The sequence below is a fragment of the Azospirillum sp. A26 genome, assembly GCF_042604635.1.
Taxonomy (GTDB): domain Bacteria; phylum Pseudomonadota; class Alphaproteobacteria; order Azospirillales; family Azospirillaceae; genus Azospirillum; species Azospirillum palustre.
In genome coordinates, this window is the sequence record NZ_CP170472.1 from 662,776 (window position 1) to 681,843 (window position 19,068).

General features: G+C 63.8%; 16 protein-coding genes. 7 read left to right on the forward strand and 9 right to left on the reverse strand.

Annotated features, from left to right (window positions below; all coding sequences use genetic code 11):
• Nucleotides 1-65 precede the first annotated feature (65 nt).
• The gene (gene ccoG / locus ABNQ39_RS03620) at nucleotides 66-1,583 is read right to left on the reverse strand and encodes a cytochrome c oxidase accessory protein CcoG (protein ID WP_376959014.1); all 1,518 of its coding nucleotides are present in this window, start codon (nucleotides 1,581-1,583) and stop codon (nucleotides 66-68) included.
• A gap of 343 nt (nucleotides 1,584-1,926) precedes the next feature.
• Nucleotides 1,927-2,505 (reverse strand): HD domain-containing protein, encoded by a 579-nt coding sequence (locus ABNQ39_RS03625; protein ID WP_376959016.1) that lies wholly within the window; start codon nucleotides 2,503-2,505, stop codon nucleotides 1,927-1,929.
• 69 nt (nucleotides 2,506-2,574) lie between these two features.
• Here ABNQ39_RS03625 and ABNQ39_RS03630 point away from each other — a divergent pair, with 69 nt between their 5' ends.
• The gene (locus ABNQ39_RS03630) at nucleotides 2,575-3,765 is read left to right on the forward strand and encodes a vWA domain-containing protein (RefSeq protein ID WP_376959018.1); all 1,191 of its coding nucleotides are present in this window, start codon (nucleotides 2,575-2,577) and stop codon (nucleotides 3,763-3,765) included.
• Here the strand turns inward: ABNQ39_RS03630 and ABNQ39_RS03635 are convergent.
• Nucleotides 3,754-5,706, reverse strand: a complete 1,953-nt coding sequence (locus ABNQ39_RS03635) for a P-loop NTPase fold protein (protein ID WP_376959020.1) — start codon at nucleotides 5,704-5,706, stop codon at nucleotides 3,754-3,756. The genes ABNQ39_RS03630 and ABNQ39_RS03635 overlap by 12 nt on opposite strands.
• Nucleotides 5,707-6,022: 316 nt before the next feature.
• Nucleotides 6,023-6,247, reverse strand: coding sequence for a hypothetical protein (locus ABNQ39_RS03640; protein ID WP_376959022.1), 225 nt, complete (start codon nucleotides 6,245-6,247; stop codon nucleotides 6,023-6,025).
• Between the two features lie 223 nt (nucleotides 6,248-6,470).
• Here ABNQ39_RS03640 and ABNQ39_RS03645 point away from each other — a divergent pair, with 223 nt between their 5' ends.
• A complete protein-coding gene (locus tag ABNQ39_RS03645; protein WP_376959024.1) occupies nucleotides 6,471-7,181 on the forward strand; it encodes a hypothetical protein in 711 nt (236 codons plus the stop codon).
• A gap of 103 nt (nucleotides 7,182-7,284) precedes the next feature.
• Here the strand turns inward: ABNQ39_RS03645 and ABNQ39_RS03650 are convergent, their stop codons facing one another.
• The gene (locus ABNQ39_RS03650) at nucleotides 7,285-9,528 is read right to left on the reverse strand and encodes an SLC26A/SulP transporter family protein (RefSeq protein WP_376959026.1); all 2,244 of its coding nucleotides are present in this window, start codon (nucleotides 9,526-9,528) and stop codon (nucleotides 7,285-7,287) included.
• A gap of 303 nt (nucleotides 9,529-9,831) precedes the next feature.
• On the opposite strand from ABNQ39_RS03650, the gene ABNQ39_RS03655 reads away from it, so the two are divergent.
• From ABNQ39_RS03655 to ABNQ39_RS03675, 5 genes are all read left to right on the forward strand, one after another.
• Nucleotides 9,832-11,937 (forward strand): multicopper oxidase family protein, encoded by a 2,106-nt coding sequence (locus ABNQ39_RS03655; RefSeq protein WP_376959028.1) that lies wholly within the window; start codon nucleotides 9,832-9,834, stop codon nucleotides 11,935-11,937.
• 140 nt (nucleotides 11,938-12,077) lie between these two features.
• Nucleotides 12,078-13,523, forward strand: coding sequence for an NADP-dependent isocitrate dehydrogenase (locus ABNQ39_RS03660; RefSeq protein WP_376959030.1), 1,446 nt, complete (start codon nucleotides 12,078-12,080; stop codon nucleotides 13,521-13,523).
• Between the two features lie 42 nt (nucleotides 13,524-13,565).
• Nucleotides 13,566-14,117: an RNA polymerase sigma factor gene (locus tag ABNQ39_RS03665; protein ID WP_376959032.1), complete on the forward strand. Its 552-nt coding sequence runs from the start codon at nucleotides 13,566-13,568 to the stop codon at nucleotides 14,115-14,117.
• Nucleotides 14,117-14,917, forward strand: a complete 801-nt coding sequence (locus ABNQ39_RS03670) for an anti-sigma factor family protein (RefSeq protein WP_376959034.1) — start codon at nucleotides 14,117-14,119, stop codon at nucleotides 14,915-14,917. The genes ABNQ39_RS03665 and ABNQ39_RS03670 overlap by 1 nt, the downstream gene beginning before the upstream one ends.
• Before the next feature lie 174 nt (nucleotides 14,918-15,091).
• Nucleotides 15,092-15,460: a GcrA family cell cycle regulator gene (locus ABNQ39_RS03675; protein ID WP_098740035.1), complete on the forward strand. Its 369-nt coding sequence runs from the start codon at nucleotides 15,092-15,094 to the stop codon at nucleotides 15,458-15,460.
• 102 nt (nucleotides 15,461-15,562) lie between these two features.
• Here the strand turns inward: ABNQ39_RS03675 and ABNQ39_RS03680 are convergent, their stop codons facing one another.
• From ABNQ39_RS03680 to ABNQ39_RS03695, 4 genes are all read right to left on the reverse strand, one after another.
• Nucleotides 15,563-16,006 carry an NfeD family protein gene (locus ABNQ39_RS03680; protein ID WP_376959037.1) on the reverse strand — a complete coding sequence of 148 codons (444 nt, stop codon included), beginning with the start codon at nucleotides 16,004-16,006 and terminating at the stop codon, nucleotides 15,563-15,565.
• Between the two features lie 3 nt (nucleotides 16,007-16,009).
• Nucleotides 16,010-16,966: an SPFH domain-containing protein gene (locus ABNQ39_RS03685; RefSeq protein WP_376959039.1), complete on the reverse strand. Its 957-nt coding sequence runs from the start codon at nucleotides 16,964-16,966 to the stop codon at nucleotides 16,010-16,012.
• Nucleotides 16,967-17,072: 106 nt separating this feature from the next.
• Nucleotides 17,073-17,453 carry an oxidoreductase gene (locus ABNQ39_RS03690; RefSeq protein WP_376959041.1) on the reverse strand — a complete coding sequence of 127 codons (381 nt, stop codon included), beginning with the start codon at nucleotides 17,451-17,453 and terminating at the stop codon, nucleotides 17,073-17,075.
• Between the two features lie 146 nt (nucleotides 17,454-17,599).
• Nucleotides 17,600-18,823: an NADP-dependent isocitrate dehydrogenase gene (locus tag ABNQ39_RS03695; protein WP_376959043.1), complete on the reverse strand. Its 1,224-nt coding sequence runs from the start codon at nucleotides 18,821-18,823 to the stop codon at nucleotides 17,600-17,602.
• Nucleotides 18,824-19,068 lie beyond the last annotated feature (245 nt).

Consider the following 19,068-nt stretch of genomic DNA (forward strand, 5'->3'; position numbering starts at 1 on the left):
ACCCTCTCCCCAAAGCGGATCCCCTCTCCCCGGGGGGAGAGGGGACAGCCCCCGGACAGGGGAGGCTACGGCGCCATGAACACGCTGGCGTGCTTGCCGGCCTCCCCACTGGTCCGGTCCTTGGCGATCACCGCGACATCCGTCGACCCCGACTTCACCGCCGCCGCCGGCACCTTCACGAACACCCGGAAGGTCGCCACCGAATCCGCCTCGGCGGTCAGCGTCAGGCTGGCGCCGCTGCCGGTCGCCTCATCCCCCGCCACCGACAGATGCGCATTGTGCAAGCCTTCGAAGGTTACCGCATAGCTGCGGGCGATGTGCGTCTTGTTCAGCACCTTGATGGTGTAGGCGTTCTGCACCGCCCCGTCGGACAGCGTCACGAACAGCGGCGCCCGGTCGCGCAGCACGCTGACGTCCAGCGTCGGCCGCAGCATCAGCGCGATGCCCATGGCGCACAGCACGACCAGCATGATCAGCGAATAGATCACCGTGCGCGGCCGGACCAGCTTCACCCGTTCCGGCTTGCCGTCGATCTTGGCGATCTGGTTCGACTGGGTGTCGAAGCGCACGAGGTCGATGGGCCGGCCGATCTGCCGCATCACGTCGTTGCAGGCATCGACGCACAGGCCGCAGCCGATGCAGGAGATCTGCTGGCCCTCGCGGATGTCGGTGCCGGTCGGGCAGACATGGACGCACTGCTTGCAGTCGATGCAGTCGCCCAGGCCCGCCGCCTGCCGGTCGTCCCAGCTCTGCGACTTGCGCAGCGGCGCCCGGCCTTCGCCGCGCCAGTCCTCATAGGTGACGAGGAAGGTGTCCTCGTCCACCATCGCGGACTGGAAGCTGCGCCACGGGCAGACATAGATGCAGATCTGCTCGCGCGCCCAGCCGGCGAAGAAATAGGTGGTGAAGCTGAACAGCGCGATGAAGGTCGCCACCCCGCTGGTGATCTGCCCATGCAGCAGCTCGTTCATCAGCGTCGGCGCGTCGTTGAAGTAGAACACCCAGGCCCCGCCGGTCAGCAGCGAGATGGCGACCCACGCCGCATGCTTGGCGGTCTTGCGCGCCAGCTTGGCCCCGGTCATCGGCGCCTTGTCCAGCCGGATGCGGGTGGTGCGCGGGCCTTCGATCTTGCGCTCCACCCACATGAACAGGTCGGTCCACACCGTCTGCGGGCAGGCATAGCCGCACCAGATGCGCCCGGCCAGCGTGGTGGCGAAGAAGATGCCGAAGGCGCCGAGGATCAGCAGGCCGGTCAGGTAATAGACCTCCTGCGGCCAGATCTCGATCCACAGGAAATAGGCGCGGCGCCCGACCATGTCGATCAGCACCGCCTGGTCCGGGATGCCCGGCCCGCGTTCCCAGCGAAGCCACGGCGTGATGTAGTAGACCGCCAGCAGGACGATCAGCACCGCCCATTTCAGCTGGCGGAAGCGCCCCTTGACGTCGGCGGCATAGACCTTGGGCCGGTCGATGAACCAGTGGCGTCCCGGCTCCTCCTGCGGCCCGGCGTGGCTCTGAGCGGCCGGCTTGCCCGCCTGGGCGGGGCGGCGGGTGAGGGTGGTGTCTTCTTGGCGAAGGGACATGGCATCTTTCCTCGGCCGTCAGGCGGCACGGGTGGCGTCAGCGTCGTCCCTTCTCCATAAGACTTCCGTGATGGAGCCGCATTGCGCAATGTCAATCCGGCCCGCTTAATCTGGCGAGCGCCCGCTTGAACCCGACGCATCGGCGATGCCGGCAAGATCGACACGGATTTCACGGATTGAAAACGGATTTCACGGAACCTCCCCGGTTCAGCGCGCTCCATATCCGGACATTCCCTCCCAAGGAGCGGCCCGATCCGTGTAATCCGTGTCAAAATCCGTGTAATCCGTGTGAATCGTTGCCCGCGGCGACGCGGCTCCGCGGTCGGGCGACCGCCCTCCCGCCTCAAACCGTCTGCCCGCGCAGCTCCGCCAGCCCGTCGTGATAGGCGCGGTCGAACAGCGCCTCCAGCCGCGCGTCGGTGCCGCGCAGGCCGGCGACCACCGCATGGGCCCATTCGAAATACTCGACCTTGCGCGACAGCGGCCAGTCGGCGGGCGGGCTGTGCGCCATGGAGCGCAGGTTCGACACCTTGTCGGCCAGCTTCACCAGCTTCGCGCGGGTCGAGGCATGGGTGGCGGCGTCGATCTGGTGCTGTTTGCGCTCGGCCTTCGACATGCGCTTGTCGTCGGTGGTCTCGGCGACGACCTGCACCACCTCGGTGCCGAACAGCTGCTCGATCTCCTCATAGCTGGCGTCGGTGTCCTCCAGCGTGTCGTGCAGCAGCGCCGCGATCACCACCACCGGGTCCTTGCCGGCCGTCGCCTCTGCCACCAGCAGGGCCACCTCCGACAGGTGGTTGACGTAGGGCTCGGCGCGCACGCCCTTGCGGCGCTGGTCGATGTGCTTGTGCGCGGCGAAATCCAGCGCGCGGGCGAAATCGAGGAGGGGCGCGCCTGTCGGGGAGGCGTTTGGCAAGGTCATGCTGTTCTCTCGGCTGGGGCATTGCAGTATCCTCCGCCCCGGGGACCCCGATGCCGAAGGACCGCGCCCATGTTCACGTCATTTTTCTTCGATCTGCGGAAGGCCGGCGTGCCCGTCTCGCTGACGGAGTACCTGACGCTCATGGAGGCCATGAAGCAGGGCACCGCGTCCTTCCGCGTCGAGGATTTCTATTATCTCAGTCGTGCATGCTTGGTTAAGGACGAACGCAACCTCGACCGCTTCGACCGCGTCTTCGGCGCCGCCTTCAAGGGCCTGACCGAGGAGATGCCGGCCGGCGGGGAGGTCCCCGTCACCGACCTGCCGGAGGAATGGCTGCGCAAGCTGGCCGAACGCTTCCTGACCGACGAGGAGAAGGCGCAGGTCCAGGCGCTCGGCGGCTGGGACAAGCTGATGGAGACGCTGGCCCAGCGTCTGGCCGAGCAGAAGGGCCGGCACCAGGGCGGATCGAAATGGATCGGCACCGCCGGCACCTCACCCTTCGGCGCCTACGGCTACAACCCGGAAGGGGTGCGCATCGGCCAGCACGAGAGCCGCCACCGCCGCGCCGTCAAGGTGTGGGACCGCCGCGAGTTCAAGAACCTGGACGACCGGGTGGAGATCGGCACCCGCAACATCAAGGTGGCGCTGCGCCGCCTGCGCAAGTTCGCCCGCAGCGGCGCCGCCAGCGAGCTGGACCTTCCCGGCACCATCCGCGCCACCGCCAACAACGCCGGCTGGCTCGACCTGAAGATGGTCCCGGAGCGGCACAACACGATCAAGGTGCTGCTGTTCCTCGACATCGGCGGCTCGATGGACGACCACATCCGCCTCGTCGAGGAGCTGTTCTCCGCCGCCCGCAGCGAGTTCAAGCATCTGGAGCATTTCTACTTCCACAACTGCGTCTATGAGGGCGTCTGGCGCGACAACGCGCGGCGCCACACCGAGCGGCTGTCGACCTGGGACGTGCTGCACACCTATCCCGCCGACTACAAGCTGGTCTTCGTCGGCGACGCCGCCATGAGCCCCTACGAGATCGTCTATCCCGGCGGCAGCGTCGAGCATTGGAACGAGGAGGCGGGCCAAGTGTGGATGCAGCGCCTGCTGTCGGTCTACGCCAAGGCGGTGTGGCTGAACCCGACCGCGCCGCAATACTGGGACTACTCGGAAAGCACCCGCCTGCTCCAGCGCCTGATGGGAGGCCGGATGTTCCCATTGACGCTGGAGGGGCTGGACGGGGCCGTGCGGGAGTTAAGCGGGTGAGGGCGGAGTTATCGGTATATTTGGCAGTATAGAGGTTCTAACATAAGATTCAAATCTATATCTTGAAAGAGGCTTCATTGAGTTCATTTCTTCTGATAGTTTTTCATTTATTTCTGATAGCCAGCTTATTTCTCTTTCCCAAGAGGGCTTATCAAGATTTGTTTGTCTAGGGGAGAAAGAGTCGAAGCGTTCTTTCAATGATAGGAAGATTTTCCGTTGGCTTTCAGGCTCTAGAGAAAGAAGCGTAGATATAAATTTTGAGGTCGGTATGTAGCTCAATATAGGAATGTTTGGGAACTTCGACGGATTTTCTCTATTTCCGCAAAGTGAATTAAAGAAACCAATGCTGTCTTCCTTCATTTCTATTAGCAAATCAGAAGCCAAATCAGGTATGGATTTTACGTACTCATCTTTACTAACGCTCTCGATGTGCGCCCATATTCGCCTAAACTCAGGGCTTTTGGAATTGTGAACCTCATATCCTTCATGCGTGAAACTATCGAATAATCCGCCACTATTGTTGTAAGCTTCAACGTCGAATATGCTAAATTTCTTAGAATTAAAGAGAATGTTTGAATTTTCAATCAATCTATTGACGATCTCTTCCTTTGAAAGCAAAGAGATGCCAATATCAGCTGATATCAGCATCAAGCCGCAAATTTGCAAGAACTCTCCGATAGAGTTATATTCATTATTTGTGAATTGATCATATATATCTTTATAGAATTTGCTAAACGTATCATCATCTAGGTCCCAAAGCTTCCATGCTAATCTCCAAGCTGGAGGAGGAGTATCTGGCTTATAGAAACGGCTTTGATTTAGATCATTTATGAGTATAGGTGCATCTATCCATCCATCGAACAGCAATGATGCTAGAGTTTCCCCCTTGATGACTTCACTAGAAAACACTACCATTTCGTATTTGCGTTTAATTTTGTCGTACTTAGAAAGTGTGTTTTCAGAGTTTAATTCATGATCTCTTTTTCTATTAATGCGAAAGTCATAAGCGCTTTTGATAAGGATTTGAGGTATTTCATTTTTGACCAAAATTCCGCTATTAGCTTCAAAAGAAAGTGCTATAATCATCTTTAAAAGAATTATAATGGCTTCCTCGTTGTTCCAGTGAATTTCTTGCAGTTCGTCGGACAGGTTTTCAAATATCCTAAGAGCTTTCTTTAAAGACCTTATATTATATAGTTCTGAAGCAACGTATATTTTATAAATTTCTGAAAAGTTTTTTAAAACAATACTCTTTGCTCTCTTGTTTTTTATTGAATCAGCTAAAATTATTAGGTCCATTTCATCTGGTGGGGTAATTTCAAATATATGACCAACTAATTTTTCCTTAACACTTTTATATCGCTTACTATCATCCTCCTCTCCATGCTTATCTATTTCCTTCTCGTTAGCTAACAAAATTGCTCTTATGGACCTGTGTTCCACAAAATAATTTATATATCCAAGTATTTCGTTGAACGGCATCGCACAACGCTCAATGTCATCAAATACAAGAATATTATCACTATTGGCCTCCAGATGATCAATTAGCTCAATCTCAGGTATTTGGGAAGAAATTGATATATCATCTTTTCCATCCCCGTTAAGATCGTATCTCGTGGTTGCTTTTATCAATCCTTTTGCAATTGACTTTGCAAGTTTGGCGGCCTTTGATGACAGAAGGGGGTGAAGTGATTTAAATATTTTTTCGTCAATCTGTCTTAATGATGATATGCCATAGAGACTAACATAAATAAATGACGTCCCATTTTCAATTGAGAAATCATTCATAAAGCCTTTAATAAAATGAGTTTTGCCGGATCCCCATTTGCCATTAATCAATACGGCATAGTCAAAATTCCTGCCTGTGCTACAGTAATAATTTAAAAAAGATTTTGTCTTTTCATTCGACGTCTTTGCAAGATTAATATCTTGTTTCTGCATTTCCCTCTCCCAACTGGAGTAAACCATGTTTTCGGAAAAATGAGGCTGGATGACGGTTGCGCTTACGCTTACGGTAGATCTGCAGGAAAACGACGGCAAGGTGACCCTGGCGAAATCCGGACAGGTTGCCAGTCAGGTGGTGGCTGCATGCTGCGCGGCAAGTCGGTGGGGGCGTTCGATCTCGCAGCGGATGAAGGTGTGAAACGGCTCTACGATCTCCGGATGATCGTCCCTGTAGCGCCGGTAAAGCTTCTGGAATTCGTCGATTGGGTCAAAGCGCGCAAAGACGCGTCCAGAGGGCGGTGCCATGAGGATGTCAGCCGTTTAACCAGCGGAGATAGTCTTCGCCGTTCATCGCCTCTCCAGAAGCCGAGGCTTCCGACAGCGTCTTCACGCGTTCGACGGTATCGGCCTTGTAGGATGGTTCGGCCTCAGGGCAAGCAGCGACCGCAAAGCGACCGGTTATGCTGTCGCGGCTGACGCGGACAGTGCCGACCTTCTTCTCGCTGCGATGCTCCAACGGTCTGCGTTGGGTGCCCATGGTCGGTCTCCGACAAACTGCTCCGAATTGTACAGGTGGCGTTTTCCAGCGTCAAAAGCAAAGAGGCTCGTGGTCCGGTCTCGTTGCTGAACCCCGCAGTCTTGCGGCAGAAGAGCCATTGCCAGCGGTCCCGCAATCCGCTAATTATGAAAATTATCCTATTAAAATCCCCAAAACCCCGCTGAAATAGGAGCGTCAACCCACCAACTCCCGGAGACGCCCCATGCCCGACTGCCTGTCCTCCACCAACCACCCCGCCGACCACTTCCCCCGCTGGGCCGAGGAACCGCCGGTTCCGCCCGAAGGCTCGCTCGTTCCCGGTTCGCGCTTTCACGAGGAACAGTGGGTGATGGCCGCCGGCATGCTGGCGCGCGGCGCGTCCTTCCAGCAGGTCGCCCGCGCCATGGGGTGCAGCCGCACCACGCTATGGCGGGCCTATTACGGGTCGCAGGCGTTCCGCCATCGCGTCTGGTGGGAGCGGCAGGCGCTGAACCGGGAGTCGGAGCTTCGGCTCGGCTCGCTCCGCGCCCTGGTGACCGAGCAGATCGAGCGGCTGGTCTCCGCCGGCGATCCCTCCACCGTGCGCTGGCTGGCCGAGCGGCTTGGCCTGTTCAGGGAGTGCGACGATCCGGGCGCCAGGCAGGCCGCTGCCACCATTCCGGCCGACCCCGCCACCGCCGCCGCCTCGACCGCCGCAGACCCGGCGCCGCCCGAGCCCGCGCTGCCCGGCCTCGACGACGACAGCATCCCCGGCGCGATCCGCGAGCACACCCCGCCCGACCCGAAGGTGATCGCCGCCATCCTCGCCCGGCCGGAGGCGGAGGGGCCGAAGGGCGTCTATCCTTACACGCTCAACCCCGACGATCCCTATCCCAACCTCGGCTCGGCCCTGGAGCGCCAGGGCGGGGAAGGGGCGTTCCCCCGCCGCCGCTGAGCGGATGCGACAATGGAACGCTGCCCGGAAACCGGTTCACGGCGTTTCAGACGTTCCATCCGCCCCACGCCGCAGCGCCGCTATCCCGCCCCGGGCCGCCGCGTCACACCGCCGCCTGTTCAATCAGCCGGTTCGCCAGCGTTACCTTCTGCGCCAGCGTCGTCGCCAGGATGCGGTGCAGGACCAGCGCCAGCTCCGGATCCTCGCGCTCCAGCCGGGCGAGCGTCGCCGCGGTCAGCCGGTGGATGGTGGCGGGGGTTTCCACAACCACGTCGGCGCCGCGGGTCTGGCCCAGCAGCAGGGCGATCTCACCCACCACCGCCCCGGCGGTCATGGTGCGCAGCCGCAGGCTCCGCCCGTCGGGCAGGGCGATCTGCACCTTTACCCGGCCGCGCCCGATGATGAAGACGTCGCTGGCCGCCTCGCCGGCGCGGATCAGCACCTCGTCCGGCTCCAGATGCAGGGTGTCCAGCGCCGCCACCGCATCGGCCAGCCGGGGGTGCGGGCCGGTCATCGCCTCCAGATGGCGCAGCAGCGGCGCATCCGCTCCGCCACCATCCGCGCCGTTTCCGGCCAGCAGCGCCTCCTCGCAGGATTCCAGCGCATGATCGAGGTCGGGCGCGCGGCGCAGCACCGGGTCGCGGTCGGGGTCCAGGCCGCAGTTGCGGAAGGCGTCCTCGACTGCGTTGGGCAGGGCGCTCAGCACCAGCGTGGCGCCGGCCGCCTCGATCAGGTTGCGGATGCGGCGGAACACCCCGGCGGCGGCCGAATCCATGCCCTTGATGTGGCGGAAGTCGATGATCAGGAAGCGCAGCGGCTGCGCACCCGCATCTCCGCCGGTCCGATCCAGCCGGTCGCGCACCGGCCCGACGATCTGCTCGGCTGTGCCGAAGAACAGATAGCCCTGCACCTGCATCGCCTCGATGGCCGCCCCGGCGCCGGTCAGATGCAGGCTGGCCGCCGGGCTGCGGTCGACCCGGCTGCGCAGCTCCGCCCCGCTGTGCCGGCCGCGGATCACCGGCAGCCGGGAATAGCTGTAGACGAACATCGCCAGCGACACCGCCAGACCCAGCGCCAGCCCCTCCATGAAGCCGATCCCGGCAATCGCCAGAACCACGGCCAGCACGATCAGCCACTCCGTCCGCGGCAGCCGGCGGCGCGCGTCGATCAGCCACTCCTGCAACAGCTCTACGCCGAGGAACAGGATCAGCCCGGCGGTCAGGAACACCGGCGTCACCGACACCAGCCACCCCGCAACCCCAAGCCCGCCCAGGATCACCGCCGCGGTCGCCAGCCCGGCGCCGCGCCCTGTGGCGCCCATCCGCCCGGCCAGCAGGGTCATGCCCAGCCCGACATAGCCGGACGGCCCGCCCAGCGCGCCCGCCAGCAGGTTGGCCGCCCCGGTGCTGCGCAGCTCCGCATCGGCGTCGATGTCGCTGCCCTGGGCCAACTCGATGCCGCTGACGTTCAGCAGAAGGCCCAGCATGCCCAGCACCGCGACCGAGACCATCGCCGGCAGCGCCGCCGCCACCCGGCCCCAATCGGCCAGCGCCAGCACCTCCGTCGGCACCGGCAGGCTGAACCCGCCGCCGCCGTCCACGCCGGGCAGCCAGCCCCAGCCGCGCGCCTCCTCCGCCGTCACCCCCAGCAGGGGCAGCCCGGCATGGAAGGCCAGCGCCGTCGCCAGCAGGACCAGCGGCATGGTGAAGGGGCTGTCGCTGCGCCGCATCGCCAGCACCAGCAGCCCGGCCAGCCCGACCGCCGCCGCGGCGGTGACCGCCACCATCGGCGCCGCCAGCTCGGCGATGCCGGCGCCCAGCCCATGCCGCCCGCTGACCATCGCCAGCGCGCCTTCCACCAGCAGCCAGCCCGACCCGGCAAGGAAGCCGGCCACCACCGGATAGGGAAAGAAGCGCACCAGCCGCCCGAGCCGGAGCCGCCCCACCGTCCAGAACAGCAGCCCGGTCACCAGCGTGCTGCCGCCCAGGATGGCGAAGGCGGTGGCGATCCTCACCCCCTCCGGCGCGCTCTCCAGCCCGGCGGCCATGGTCGCGACGGTGGAGGCCAGGATGGCGACGCCGGTCTCCTGCACCAGCGCCACGGAATTCGCCTGCGTGCTGCGCAGGGCGACCAGAAGCGCCAGGATGGCGGCACTCAGCAGCACCACCCCGACCCCGGCGCCCAGCCCGGCCGCCAGCGGCCCGGTGAACAGCAGTGCGGCAATCGCCAGCCCGTTGCCCAGATTGTCGATGCCCGCGATCAGCCCGATCATCGCCGAGGCGATCAGGCGCCGGCCGGGATGAGCAGGGTGGCCGGTGGAAGGCTTGCGAATGGGGGCGTCGCTCATGATGTCGCGTTCGGTTCGGCTGATCGGGCGGGTCTTGTGCAAAAGCCTGGGTCACGGCGGCAGACCGCCGTCACGGTTGCAGCAATGAGCGGAATTCCGCGGCCCAGGCAAGCAGCAAGCGGTGACGGAGTGTGCTGCGCCACCCTGCATTGCGCCAGCCGGTTCTTCCGCCGCGGAGCGATGCGCTTCCGACCCGGCCAGGGCCGGGCTTGGCGGCATATGATTTTGCGTGTGTTCGCGTTGCAAATATCAATTATCAGGAATTATATCTCTCGATATAGGACGTTATCGAGGGAGTATTTCATGAAGCATGCATATTTGCTGGGCCTGCTGATGCCCCTGGCGCTGGGCGCCGCAACCGGCGCGTTGGCGGCGACCGCCGCAAAGGACGCTGCGGAGCCGGCCGGCGAAGCCATCGGCAATCCGCCGCTGCTGACCAACTCCGAATCGCCGCGCGTCGGCTCGCTCCTGATGCGCCAGCCGCAGGCGACCGCCCGTCCGCACACCGGGCAGGCGCGCAATTACGACCTGTTCGTGTCCTTCACCGACGGCTATATCCGCAACCCTGCTCAGGGCCGTCCCGACGCGGTGCGGCTGCGCAGCTACCGCGGCACCAACGTCGACCCCAACCATCCCTATGTCGCGCCGACCATCGAGGCGACGCCGGGCGACACGGTGCGCATCAAGCTGCACAACGAGCTGCCGGCCGATCCGAACTGCAACAACCAGCCACCGGCGGACATCAACACCCCGCACTGCTTCAACGGCACCAACCTGCACAGCCATGGCGTCTGGGTCAGCCCGACCGGCAACAGCGACAATGTGCTGATCTCGCTCAATCCGGGCGTCGATTTCGAATATGAGTACAACATCCCGGCCGACCATCCGGCCGGCACCTTCTGGTATCACCCGCACCGCCACGGCTCGACCGCCCTCCAGGTCGGCAGCGGCATGGCCGGCGCGCTGATCATCCGCGGCGACCGTCCGCCGACGCGCGAGGCCAACGGCGATCTCGACACCCTGCTGACCAGCCCCAAGGGCGTGGCGATGACCGACCGGGTCCTGCTGTTCGAGCAGATCCCCTACGCCTGCACCAAGGACGGCAAGCTGAAGACCAACGCCGACGGCTCCATCGACTGGAGCTGCGCGCCGGGCGAGGTGGGCGAGGTCGTGTCCTGCGACCAGTTCGGTCCGGGCACCTGGGAGCAGTCCGGGCGCTTCACCACCGTCAACGGCCGCGTCCGTCCGATGTTCGCCAACGCCAGGACCGGCGAGCCCGAACGCTGGCGCCTGATCCATGGCGGCGTCCGCTCGCCCATCACGGTAGAGTTCCGCAAGCTGGATCCGACCGGCTTCTTCCAGAGCGAGAAGACGCTGTCGGCCGCCGGCCAGGACCGCTTCGCCAAGGAGCGCTGCGTCGGGCAGCCGGTGCCCTACATCCTGGCGGCCTCCGACGGCCTGACCATGGAGGAAGGGCAGGTGCGCACCAGCGTGCCGATGCAGCCGGGCTACCGCGACGATTTGCTGGTCAACTTCCCCGAGCCCGGCATCTACTGCGTTATCAACAAGCCGTCCGCCGCCAACGCCAGCCCGGACCAGACCGCCACCTCCACCGGCGTGCTCGGCTTCGTCCGGGTGAAGGGCGACCGCGTCGTCAAGGATCCGGTGAAGGAGACCATCCGCCGGCTGACGGTCAACGCGACGAAATATGCGCCGTCGGTCGCCAAGGAGGTTATCGACGGGCTGACCGCCCGCTGCTTCGCCAAGACGATGGTCGACACCCCCTATTGCCCGCGCTTCTCGAAGTTCACCGCCCACCGGCCGATCACCGAGCATGAGGTGATGAACCAGCCCAAGCAGGAGCTGACCTTCTTCATCAACCTGCCGCCGGAAGGGGGCAAGCGCACCAACGCGCTGTTCCAGGTCGCCGACAGCTTCGAGGTGGTGGAGAATCCCGACGGCACCTATGGCCCGAAGGGAGCCGCCGCCTACCGGCCGAACGTGGACAACCGGCCGGTGGTGCTGGGCACCGCCCAGCAGTGGGAACTGGCCTCCTACTTCGTCAGCCATCCCTTCCACATCCACGTCAACCCGTTCCAGATCGTCTCGGTCATCGGTCCGGACGGCCGCGACGTCAGCGAGCCCGGTTCCGGCGACCCGGACTATGCCGGCATGAAGGGCGTGTGGAAGGACACCATCTGGGTGAAGAGCGACAACAGCAACGCGCTGACCTCTGCCGAGCCGCCGAAGGGCGTCTACAAGGTGACGGTCCGCACCCGCTACGAGCGCTTCATCGGCGAGTATGTGCTGCACTGCCACATCCTCGACCATGAGGACCAGGGCATGATGCAGAATGTCAGCATCGGCGTGCCCGATGGCCGCGGCGGCCTCGCCGGGGCGCATCACTGACCGGACGCGCGCACTCCCCGCTTCCGCAAAGCCGGGAGCGGGGGGTGCGCTCCCCCGATGCTGCGATCCGTCGCTGCCTCCAACCATTGAAAAAGGCCCCTGTTTGCGTCTACGGTCGCGCGTCCCCTTGGAGTGAGTGCATGCGCGATATCACCCCCGTCACGGTCGCACGCGGCGACGGCATCGGCTCGGAGATCATGGATGCCGTGCTTTATGTGATGAATGCGGCCGGCGCGCAGCTGAAGGTGGAAGAGGTTCCGGCAGGCGAGGCCGTCTACAAGCGGGGTCATCCCGGTGGGCTGGATGCCGCCGGCTGGGGATCGATCCGCCGGACGCGGGTCTTCCTGAAGGGGCCGATCACCATGCCCCAGGGATACGGCAACAAGTCGCTGAACGTTGTCGCCCGCACCACGCTGGGCCTGTTCGCCAATGTCCGCCCCTGCGTCTCCTACCACCCCTATGTGCGGACCCGGCATCCCCGCATGGACGTGGTCATCATCCGCGAGAACGAGGAGGACCTCTACGCCGGCATCGAGCATCGCCAGACCGACGACGTGATTCAGTCGGTCAAGCTGATCTCGCGTCCGGGGTCGGAGCGCATCGTCCGCTATGCCTTCGACTTCGCCCGCTCCAACCACCGGCAAAAGGTGACGGCCTTCGTCAAGGACAACGTCATGAAGATGACGGACGGGCTGTTCCTGAAAATCTTTTACGAGATCGCGGCCGATTACCCGGAGATCAAGGCCGACCACATGATCGTCGACATCGGCGCCGCCCGGCTGGCCGACCAGCCGGAGCGCTTCGACGTCATCGTCACCCTGAACCTCTATGGCGACATCGTGTCCGACATCGCCGCCCAGTTGACCGGCTCGGTCGGGCTGGCCGGCTCCGCCAACATCGGCGAGACCTGCGCCATGTTCGAGGCGATCCACGGCTCGGCCCCGATGATCGCCGGGCAGGGCATCGCCAACCCCTCTGGCCTGCTGATGGCCGCCGTGATGATGCTGGTCCATATCGGCCAGGGCGACATCGCCGCCCGCATCCACAATGCGTGGCTGAAGACCATCGAGGACGGCATCCACACCGCCGACATCTATGCCCGCGGCCTGGGCCGCGTGCGGGCCGGCACCGCCGCCTTCGCCGAAGCGGTGGTGGAGCGGCTGGGACAGACCCCGGTCACCATGCCGCCGGTGGGCTATTCCACCGCGAGGCCGGCCTATGACCGCATCAACCGGCTTTCCCCGCGCGTCCGCGCGCTGAAGGAACTGGTCGGGGTGGACATTTTCCTGCATTGGTCCGGCGGGCTGCCCGACGATCTGGCGGAGCTGGTGCTGCCGCTGTCGACCGATGCGCTGAAGCTGACCAGCATCTCCAACCGCTCGCAGCGGGTCTGGCCTGACGGCAATGCCGACGTCTTCTGCACCGACCATTGGCGCTGTCGCTTCCTGTCTCAGCACGGCCCGGTCCAGCATGGCGCCATCGTCGAGCTGCTGGGCCGGCTGGCCGCGGCCGGGATCGACTTCACCCAGACCGAGAATCTCAGCAATTTCGACGGCAAGGCCGGCTTCTCCTCGCCGGGGCAGTGATGCGATGGGCGGGGTGGGAATAAACCGGCAGGGCAGGGCGTCATGACGGGTGACGACGCCATCCCCGGACCCGACATGAGCCCGCCCGACATCGACGACCGCACCATCGCCGCGCATGTGCCGCGGCTCCGGCGCTATGCAACCGCTTTGGTGGGCAACCGGCCGGATGCCGACGATCTGGTGCAGGACTGCGTGGAGAAGGCGCTGGCCAACCGGCATGCGCTGCGGGATCCGTCGAAGCTCGGCGGTTGGCTGATGACCATCCTGCACAACCTGCACATCTCCAGCCAGCGCGGCCGGCGGCGGCGCGGGGCGGAGGTGCCGGTGGAGGAACTGGCCGACGATCTGGCGCTGAGCGCCCCGCCGGCCGACCGCGGAGCGGTGCGCGACTTCGTCCGCGCCTTCGCCCAGCTGACCGACGAACACCGCACCATCCTGCTGCTGACAGGAATGGAGGGGCTGTCCTACCGCGAGGTGGCGGAGGTGCTGGAACTGCCGATCGGGACGGTGATGTCGCGGCTGGCCCGGGCGCGCGAAAAATTGAGGGTCCTGCTGGACGGTGGAACCCAGCAGGTCGTCAGGAGGATCAAGTGATGAGCGGCTTCAGCAATCCCGTGACCGAAGCCGAGCTGCATGCCTGGCTGGACGGCGAATTGCCGGAGGAGCGGCAGGCCGCCGTCGAACGACACCTCGCCGACAATCCGGAGGTCGCCCAGCGCTTCGAACGCTACCGTGCCCAGCGCTCCCTGTTGGGGCAGAGCTTCGGTCCGCTGATCGACCAGCCTCTGCCCGACCGCCTGACCCCGCCCTTTACCGCCCGCGACCAATCCGAAAAGCCGCTCCCGTCCCGTGGCCGTGCTGTCTGGTGGGGAACGGCGATTGCCGCCTCGCTTCTGGTGTTCGTCGCCGGCGGGGCCAGCGGCTGGCTGATGCGCGACCGCATCGGCTTGCGGGCCGAGCCGCCGACCGCTGCCTTCATCGCCGATGCCGTAGCCGCCCACCGCGTCTTCTCCGTCGAAGTCCGCCATCCGGTCGAGATCGGCGTCGAGGAGGAAGCGCATCTGGTCAACTGGCTGTCCAAGCGGCTGGGCAAGAATATGCGTTGCCCAAAAGTCACACGAGGGGGTTACCAACTGATCGGCGGCCGGCTTTTGGCCGATTCCGTTGGACCTGTTGCAATGTACATGTACGAGGATGCGGCCGGGCGTCGCATTACGTTGTATATCCGCCCCTCTCCCAACACCTCCGGTTCAGCGTTCCGGTTCGCCCAGGATGGCGGTGTCCGCGCTTTGTATTGGCAGGACAATGGGTTGGCTCTTGCCGTCGCCGGAGAGACCGATCGGGATACCCTCTCCGGCGTCGCCGAGGAGGTCTATGGCGCGCTGAACTCGTGAGTCTACCCACGGACTTATCAACAGGAATGTTGCCGCGCCCCCCTATCGTCCGCGGCCGTCATCTGGTAGCTTCCTCACCGGCTGGCACAAAATGTTGCGGCTTATGGAAAACGGCACTAGACCGTGACCTGTTTGCCACAGCATAACCGGACACCGGATCGGGAGTACTCGGGGATGAGTTGGACGGACGAGCGGATTCAACAGCTCAAGGACCTCTGGTCCCAGGGTTTGAGCGCGAGCGAGATCGCCGACATTCTGGGAGACATCACCCGCAACGCGGTCATCGGCAAGGCCCACCGCCTGGGCTTGTCGGGCCGGCCGTCGCCCATCAAGAAGAAGCCGACACGCGGCGCGACCATCCTGGCTCTGACCGAGCGGATGTGCAAATGGCCGGTCGGCGACCCCAAGCACCAGGATTTCCATTTTTGTGGCAAGACCGCTCTGGCGGGCATGCCCTATTGCGCGGAGCACGCCGCCCTAGCCTATCAGCCGGCGTCGGGCAGCAAGAAGCGTGAAGAAGACCGCAACGTCGGCGCCGCCTGACAGTTCGGCAAGATACCCAACAAAAAAGCCCGCTCTCGGGGGAGAGACGGGCTTTTTTGTTGATTGATTTGCGGACCGGCCGGTTGCGCGCGGGGAGGAGCCCTATCGGACCTCCGCCGCATCGCGCAGCACCAGAACCATCCCCTTATGGCCGGCGACCAGCATCGCCGCCCCGGCCGGCCGATCCGGTCCCTCGACCGACCACAGCGTATCACCGACGAACACTCGCCCCTGTCCGTTGACGATCGGCTCACTCAGCGTCACCGCGCGGCCGACCAACTGACCGGCGCGGTCGTTGATCCGGGCGGCATCGCTTTCCGACGACGCATTGCGGCGGCGCGCATGGACCATCGCGACGGCAACGGCAGCCCCGGCGGCGATTGTGAAGAATCCGGCCTCGTTGACCAGCCCCCAGTCATGCCAGAGCGCGGTGACCAGCCCGGTCAGCATCGCCGCACCGCCGAACCAGATCAGGAACAGGCCGGGGATCACCAGCTCGGCCGCGATCAGCACGGCACCCAACGCTCCCCAAAGCAGAGGCGACATCCGTCACTCCCCATCCGCAGCGGATGCGGTCGGCGGTACTGACCAGGGATTGCGCTTGGCGGTGGCGGGAGGCTCCGGCGCCCTCGGTGGGGTCGCGTCACGCAGCAGCTCGCCCAGACCCGACAGGGCACCCGCCACGCCGGCCAGCTCAACCGGCAGGATCATCGTCTTCTGGTTGGGAGAGGCGGCGAAGGCCTTCAGCGCCTCCATGTATTTCTGACCGAGGAAATAGCCCAGCGCCTGGTTCGACCCCTGCGCCACCGCTTCCGATACCAGCCGCGTCGCCTTGGCTTCGGCCTCCGCCAGCCGTTCGCGCGCCTCTGCCTCCAGCTTGGCGGCTTCCAGCTTGCCCTGGGCGATGCGGATCTGGCTTTCCTTCTCGGCGTCCGCCTCCAGAATCTGGGCACGGCGAAGGCGTTCGGCCTTCAACTGCCGGCCCATCGCCTGGACGATGTCGTCGGGCGGGGTGATGTCGCGCAACTCGATGCGGGTCACCCGCACACCCCAGGAGGCGGTCGCCTCGTCCACCGCACGCAGCAGGTTGGCGTTGATCGCCTCGCGCTGGCTCAGCAATTCGTCGAGGTCCATCGAGCCCATCACCGTCCGGGTGGTGGTCATCGCCAGCGTCTGGATCGCCCGCTGCAGGTCGTTGACCTCGTAGGTCGCCTTCATCGGGTCCAGCACCTGGAAGTACAGCACCCCGTCTGCCGTCACTGCGGCATTGTCCTTGGTGATGACGCTCTGCGACGGCACGTCCACCACCGTCTCGCGCATGTCCACCTTGGCCCGGATCGAACTGATGACCGGAAAGATCACGTTGAAGCCGGGATGCAGGGTCTCCTGATAGCGGCCCAGCCGCTCGACGATGAAGTTGAAGCCCTGGGGGACCGTGCGGACGCTCGTGATCGCCAGAATGACGACCAGCACGAACGCCGCGATGACCAGAATGCCGAGTTCCATCAATCGCCGCTCCTGACATGGGCGGGCGCCGTCTCAGACGCCCTCACACCCCATCATGAGCCAATTCGGAGAGGCTGAAAATCCCGCCCCGTCGCAACAGCATGCCTCAGTAATCCTGGGTGTCATGCTTCAGCTGCACCAACTCGCCGTTCAACAGCGACAGCATCAGCTGCACGACCATCTCATGGACGATCACCGTGTGGTGGTTGCCGGTCTCCTGCATCGCCTTGCGCAGCGATTCCCGCACTGCGGGCACGCCGGTGACATCGATCAGCACATCCAGACCATCGCCCAGCTCCGCCAGCTCGTGGAAGTTGGTGGTGGTCTTCACGCCCTGGTGTTCGGCAAGGCGCATGCCCGGTGCGTCCGGATCGAGATCCGCCACACCCAGCAGTTCGACGAAGGGAGCGGCCAGCAGCTTGCGCAGCAGCGGCGTTCCGGTCTCGCCGGCACCGATGACGGCGACGCGGAACAGATCGTTGGACATCGGGTTCGTTCCTTTTGAAATTCGGACAAGAAAAAAGCGGGGAGCCGAAACTCCCCGCTTGAACCCTAGCCGAGCCGCGATCCGGTTTGACCCGGACGCGGCGTCGCACCCTGTGAAGAGAGCACCGGCTGAATACGACGCCGGCCTTACGACCAGGCGGCCATCTTCTTTTCCAGATTGTCCGACAGCTTGTCCAGGAACTGCTTCGTGGTCAGCCACGGCTGCTGCGGGCCGATCAGGATGGCGAGATCCTTGGTCATATAACCGGACTCGACGGTCTCGACGCAGACGCGCTCCAGCGTCTGGGCGAACTTGATCACGTCCGGGGTGTCGTCGAACTTGCCGCGATAGGCCAGACCCTGGGTCCAGGCATAGATCGAGGCGATCGGGTTGGTCGAGGTTTCCTTGCCCTTCTGGTGCTCGCGGTAGTGGCGGGTCACCGTGCCATGGGCGGCCTCGGCCTCGACGGTCTTGCCGTCCGGCGTGACCAGGACCGAGGTCATCAGGCCCAGCGAGCCGAAGCCCTGCGCCACGACGTCCGACTCGACGTCGCCGTCGTAGTTCTTACAGGCCCACACGAAACCGCCTTCCCACTTCAGGGCCGAAGCGACCATGTCGTCGATTAGACGGTGCTCGTAGACCAGGCCCTTGGCCTTGAACTGGTCGGCATAGGTCTCGTCGAAGATCTTCTGGAAGATGTCCTTGAAGCGGCCGTCATAGGCCTTCAGGATCGTGTTCTTCGTCGACAGGTAGACAGAGTAGCCGCGCTCCAGGCCGTACATCAGGCTGGAGTGGGCGAAGCCCTCGATCGAGTCGTCGAGGTTGTACATGCCCATCGCCACGCCGGCGCTGGGGTAGTCGAACACCTCGTGCTCGATCTGGCTGCTGCCGTCGGCCGCTTCCCACTTGATCGTCATCTTGCCCGGGCCGGGGACGACGAAGTCGGTGGCCTTGTACTGGTCACCGAAGGCGTGACGGCCGATGATGATCGGCTTGGTCCAGCCCGGAACGTAGCGCGGAACGTTTTCGCAGACGATCGGCTCGCGGAAGACGGTGCCGCCCAGGATGTTGCGGATCGTGCCGTTCGGCGACTTCCACATCTTCTTGAGGTTGAACTCCTTCACCCGCGCTTCGTCCGGGGTGATGGTCGCGCACTTCACGCCGACGCCATACTGCTTGATGGCGTTCGCGGACTCGACGGTGACCTTGTCGTCGGTCTTGTCGCGGTTCTCGATGCCGAGGTCGTAGTACTTCAGGTCGATGTCGAGGTAGGGCAGGATCAGCTTGTCTTTGATGAACTGCCAGATGATGCGCGTCATCTCGTCGCCGTCGAGTTCGACGACCGGATTGGCTACCTTGATCTTGGTCATGGGTGCGAGATCTCCCCGAACGGGTAAGGGCGTTGTCATTCCTTGGGAGCCGGGCGCGTCGTCCAGCGGGCGCTTGTTGCCGGGGAGCATGCCGCATGGGTGGCTCCCCGGTACCCCGGGCGGAAATCAATCGCGGTTATATAGCATCGCCCCGTGACGGAAAGGAAGGCGCGGCGGTGGTTCAGGCGTCGATGTCGCACGATTCCGCTTGCAACACGGCCCTGCGCCCGGCCATGATGGTCAAT

Coding starts and splice junctions, on each gene's coding strand:
- ccoG (WP_376959014.1), bottom strand. CDS start 1,583: ATGTCCCTTCGCCAAGAAGACACCACCCTCACCCGCCGCCCCGCCCAG.
- ABNQ39_RS03625 (WP_376959016.1), bottom strand. CDS start 2,505: ATGACCTTGCCAAACGCCTCCCCGACAGGCGCGCCCCTCCTCGATTTC.
- ABNQ39_RS03630 (WP_376959018.1), top strand. CDS start 2,575: ATGTTCACGTCATTTTTCTTCGATCTGCGGAAGGCCGGCGTGCCCGTC.
- ABNQ39_RS03635 (WP_376959020.1), bottom strand. CDS start 5,706: ATGCAGAAACAAGATATTAATCTTGCAAAGACGTCGAATGAAAAGACA.
- ABNQ39_RS03640 (WP_376959022.1), bottom strand. CDS start 6,247: ATGGGCACCCAACGCAGACCGTTGGAGCATCGCAGCGAGAAGAAGGTC.
- ABNQ39_RS03645 (WP_376959024.1), top strand. CDS start 6,471: ATGCCCGACTGCCTGTCCTCCACCAACCACCCCGCCGACCACTTCCCC.
- ABNQ39_RS03650 (WP_376959026.1), bottom strand. CDS start 9,528: ATGAGCGACGCCCCCATTCGCAAGCCTTCCACCGGCCACCCTGCTCAT.
- ABNQ39_RS03655 (WP_376959028.1), top strand. CDS start 9,832: ATGAAGCATGCATATTTGCTGGGCCTGCTGATGCCCCTGGCGCTGGGC.
- ABNQ39_RS03660 (WP_376959030.1), top strand. CDS start 12,078: ATGCGCGATATCACCCCCGTCACGGTCGCACGCGGCGACGGCATCGGC.
- ABNQ39_RS03665 (WP_376959032.1), top strand. CDS start 13,566: ATGACGGGTGACGACGCCATCCCCGGACCCGACATGAGCCCGCCCGAC.
- ABNQ39_RS03670 (WP_376959034.1), top strand. CDS start 14,117: ATGAGCGGCTTCAGCAATCCCGTGACCGAAGCCGAGCTGCATGCCTGG.
- ABNQ39_RS03675 (WP_098740035.1), top strand. CDS start 15,092: ATGAGTTGGACGGACGAGCGGATTCAACAGCTCAAGGACCTCTGGTCC.
- ABNQ39_RS03680 (WP_376959037.1), bottom strand. CDS start 16,006: ATGTCGCCTCTGCTTTGGGGAGCGTTGGGTGCCGTGCTGATCGCGGCC.
- ABNQ39_RS03685 (WP_376959039.1), bottom strand. CDS start 16,966: ATGGAACTCGGCATTCTGGTCATCGCGGCGTTCGTGCTGGTCGTCATT.
- ABNQ39_RS03690 (WP_376959041.1), bottom strand. CDS start 17,453: ATGTCCAACGATCTGTTCCGCGTCGCCGTCATCGGTGCCGGCGAGACC.
- ABNQ39_RS03695 (WP_376959043.1), bottom strand. CDS start 18,823: ATGACCAAGATCAAGGTAGCCAATCCGGTCGTCGAACTCGACGGCGAC.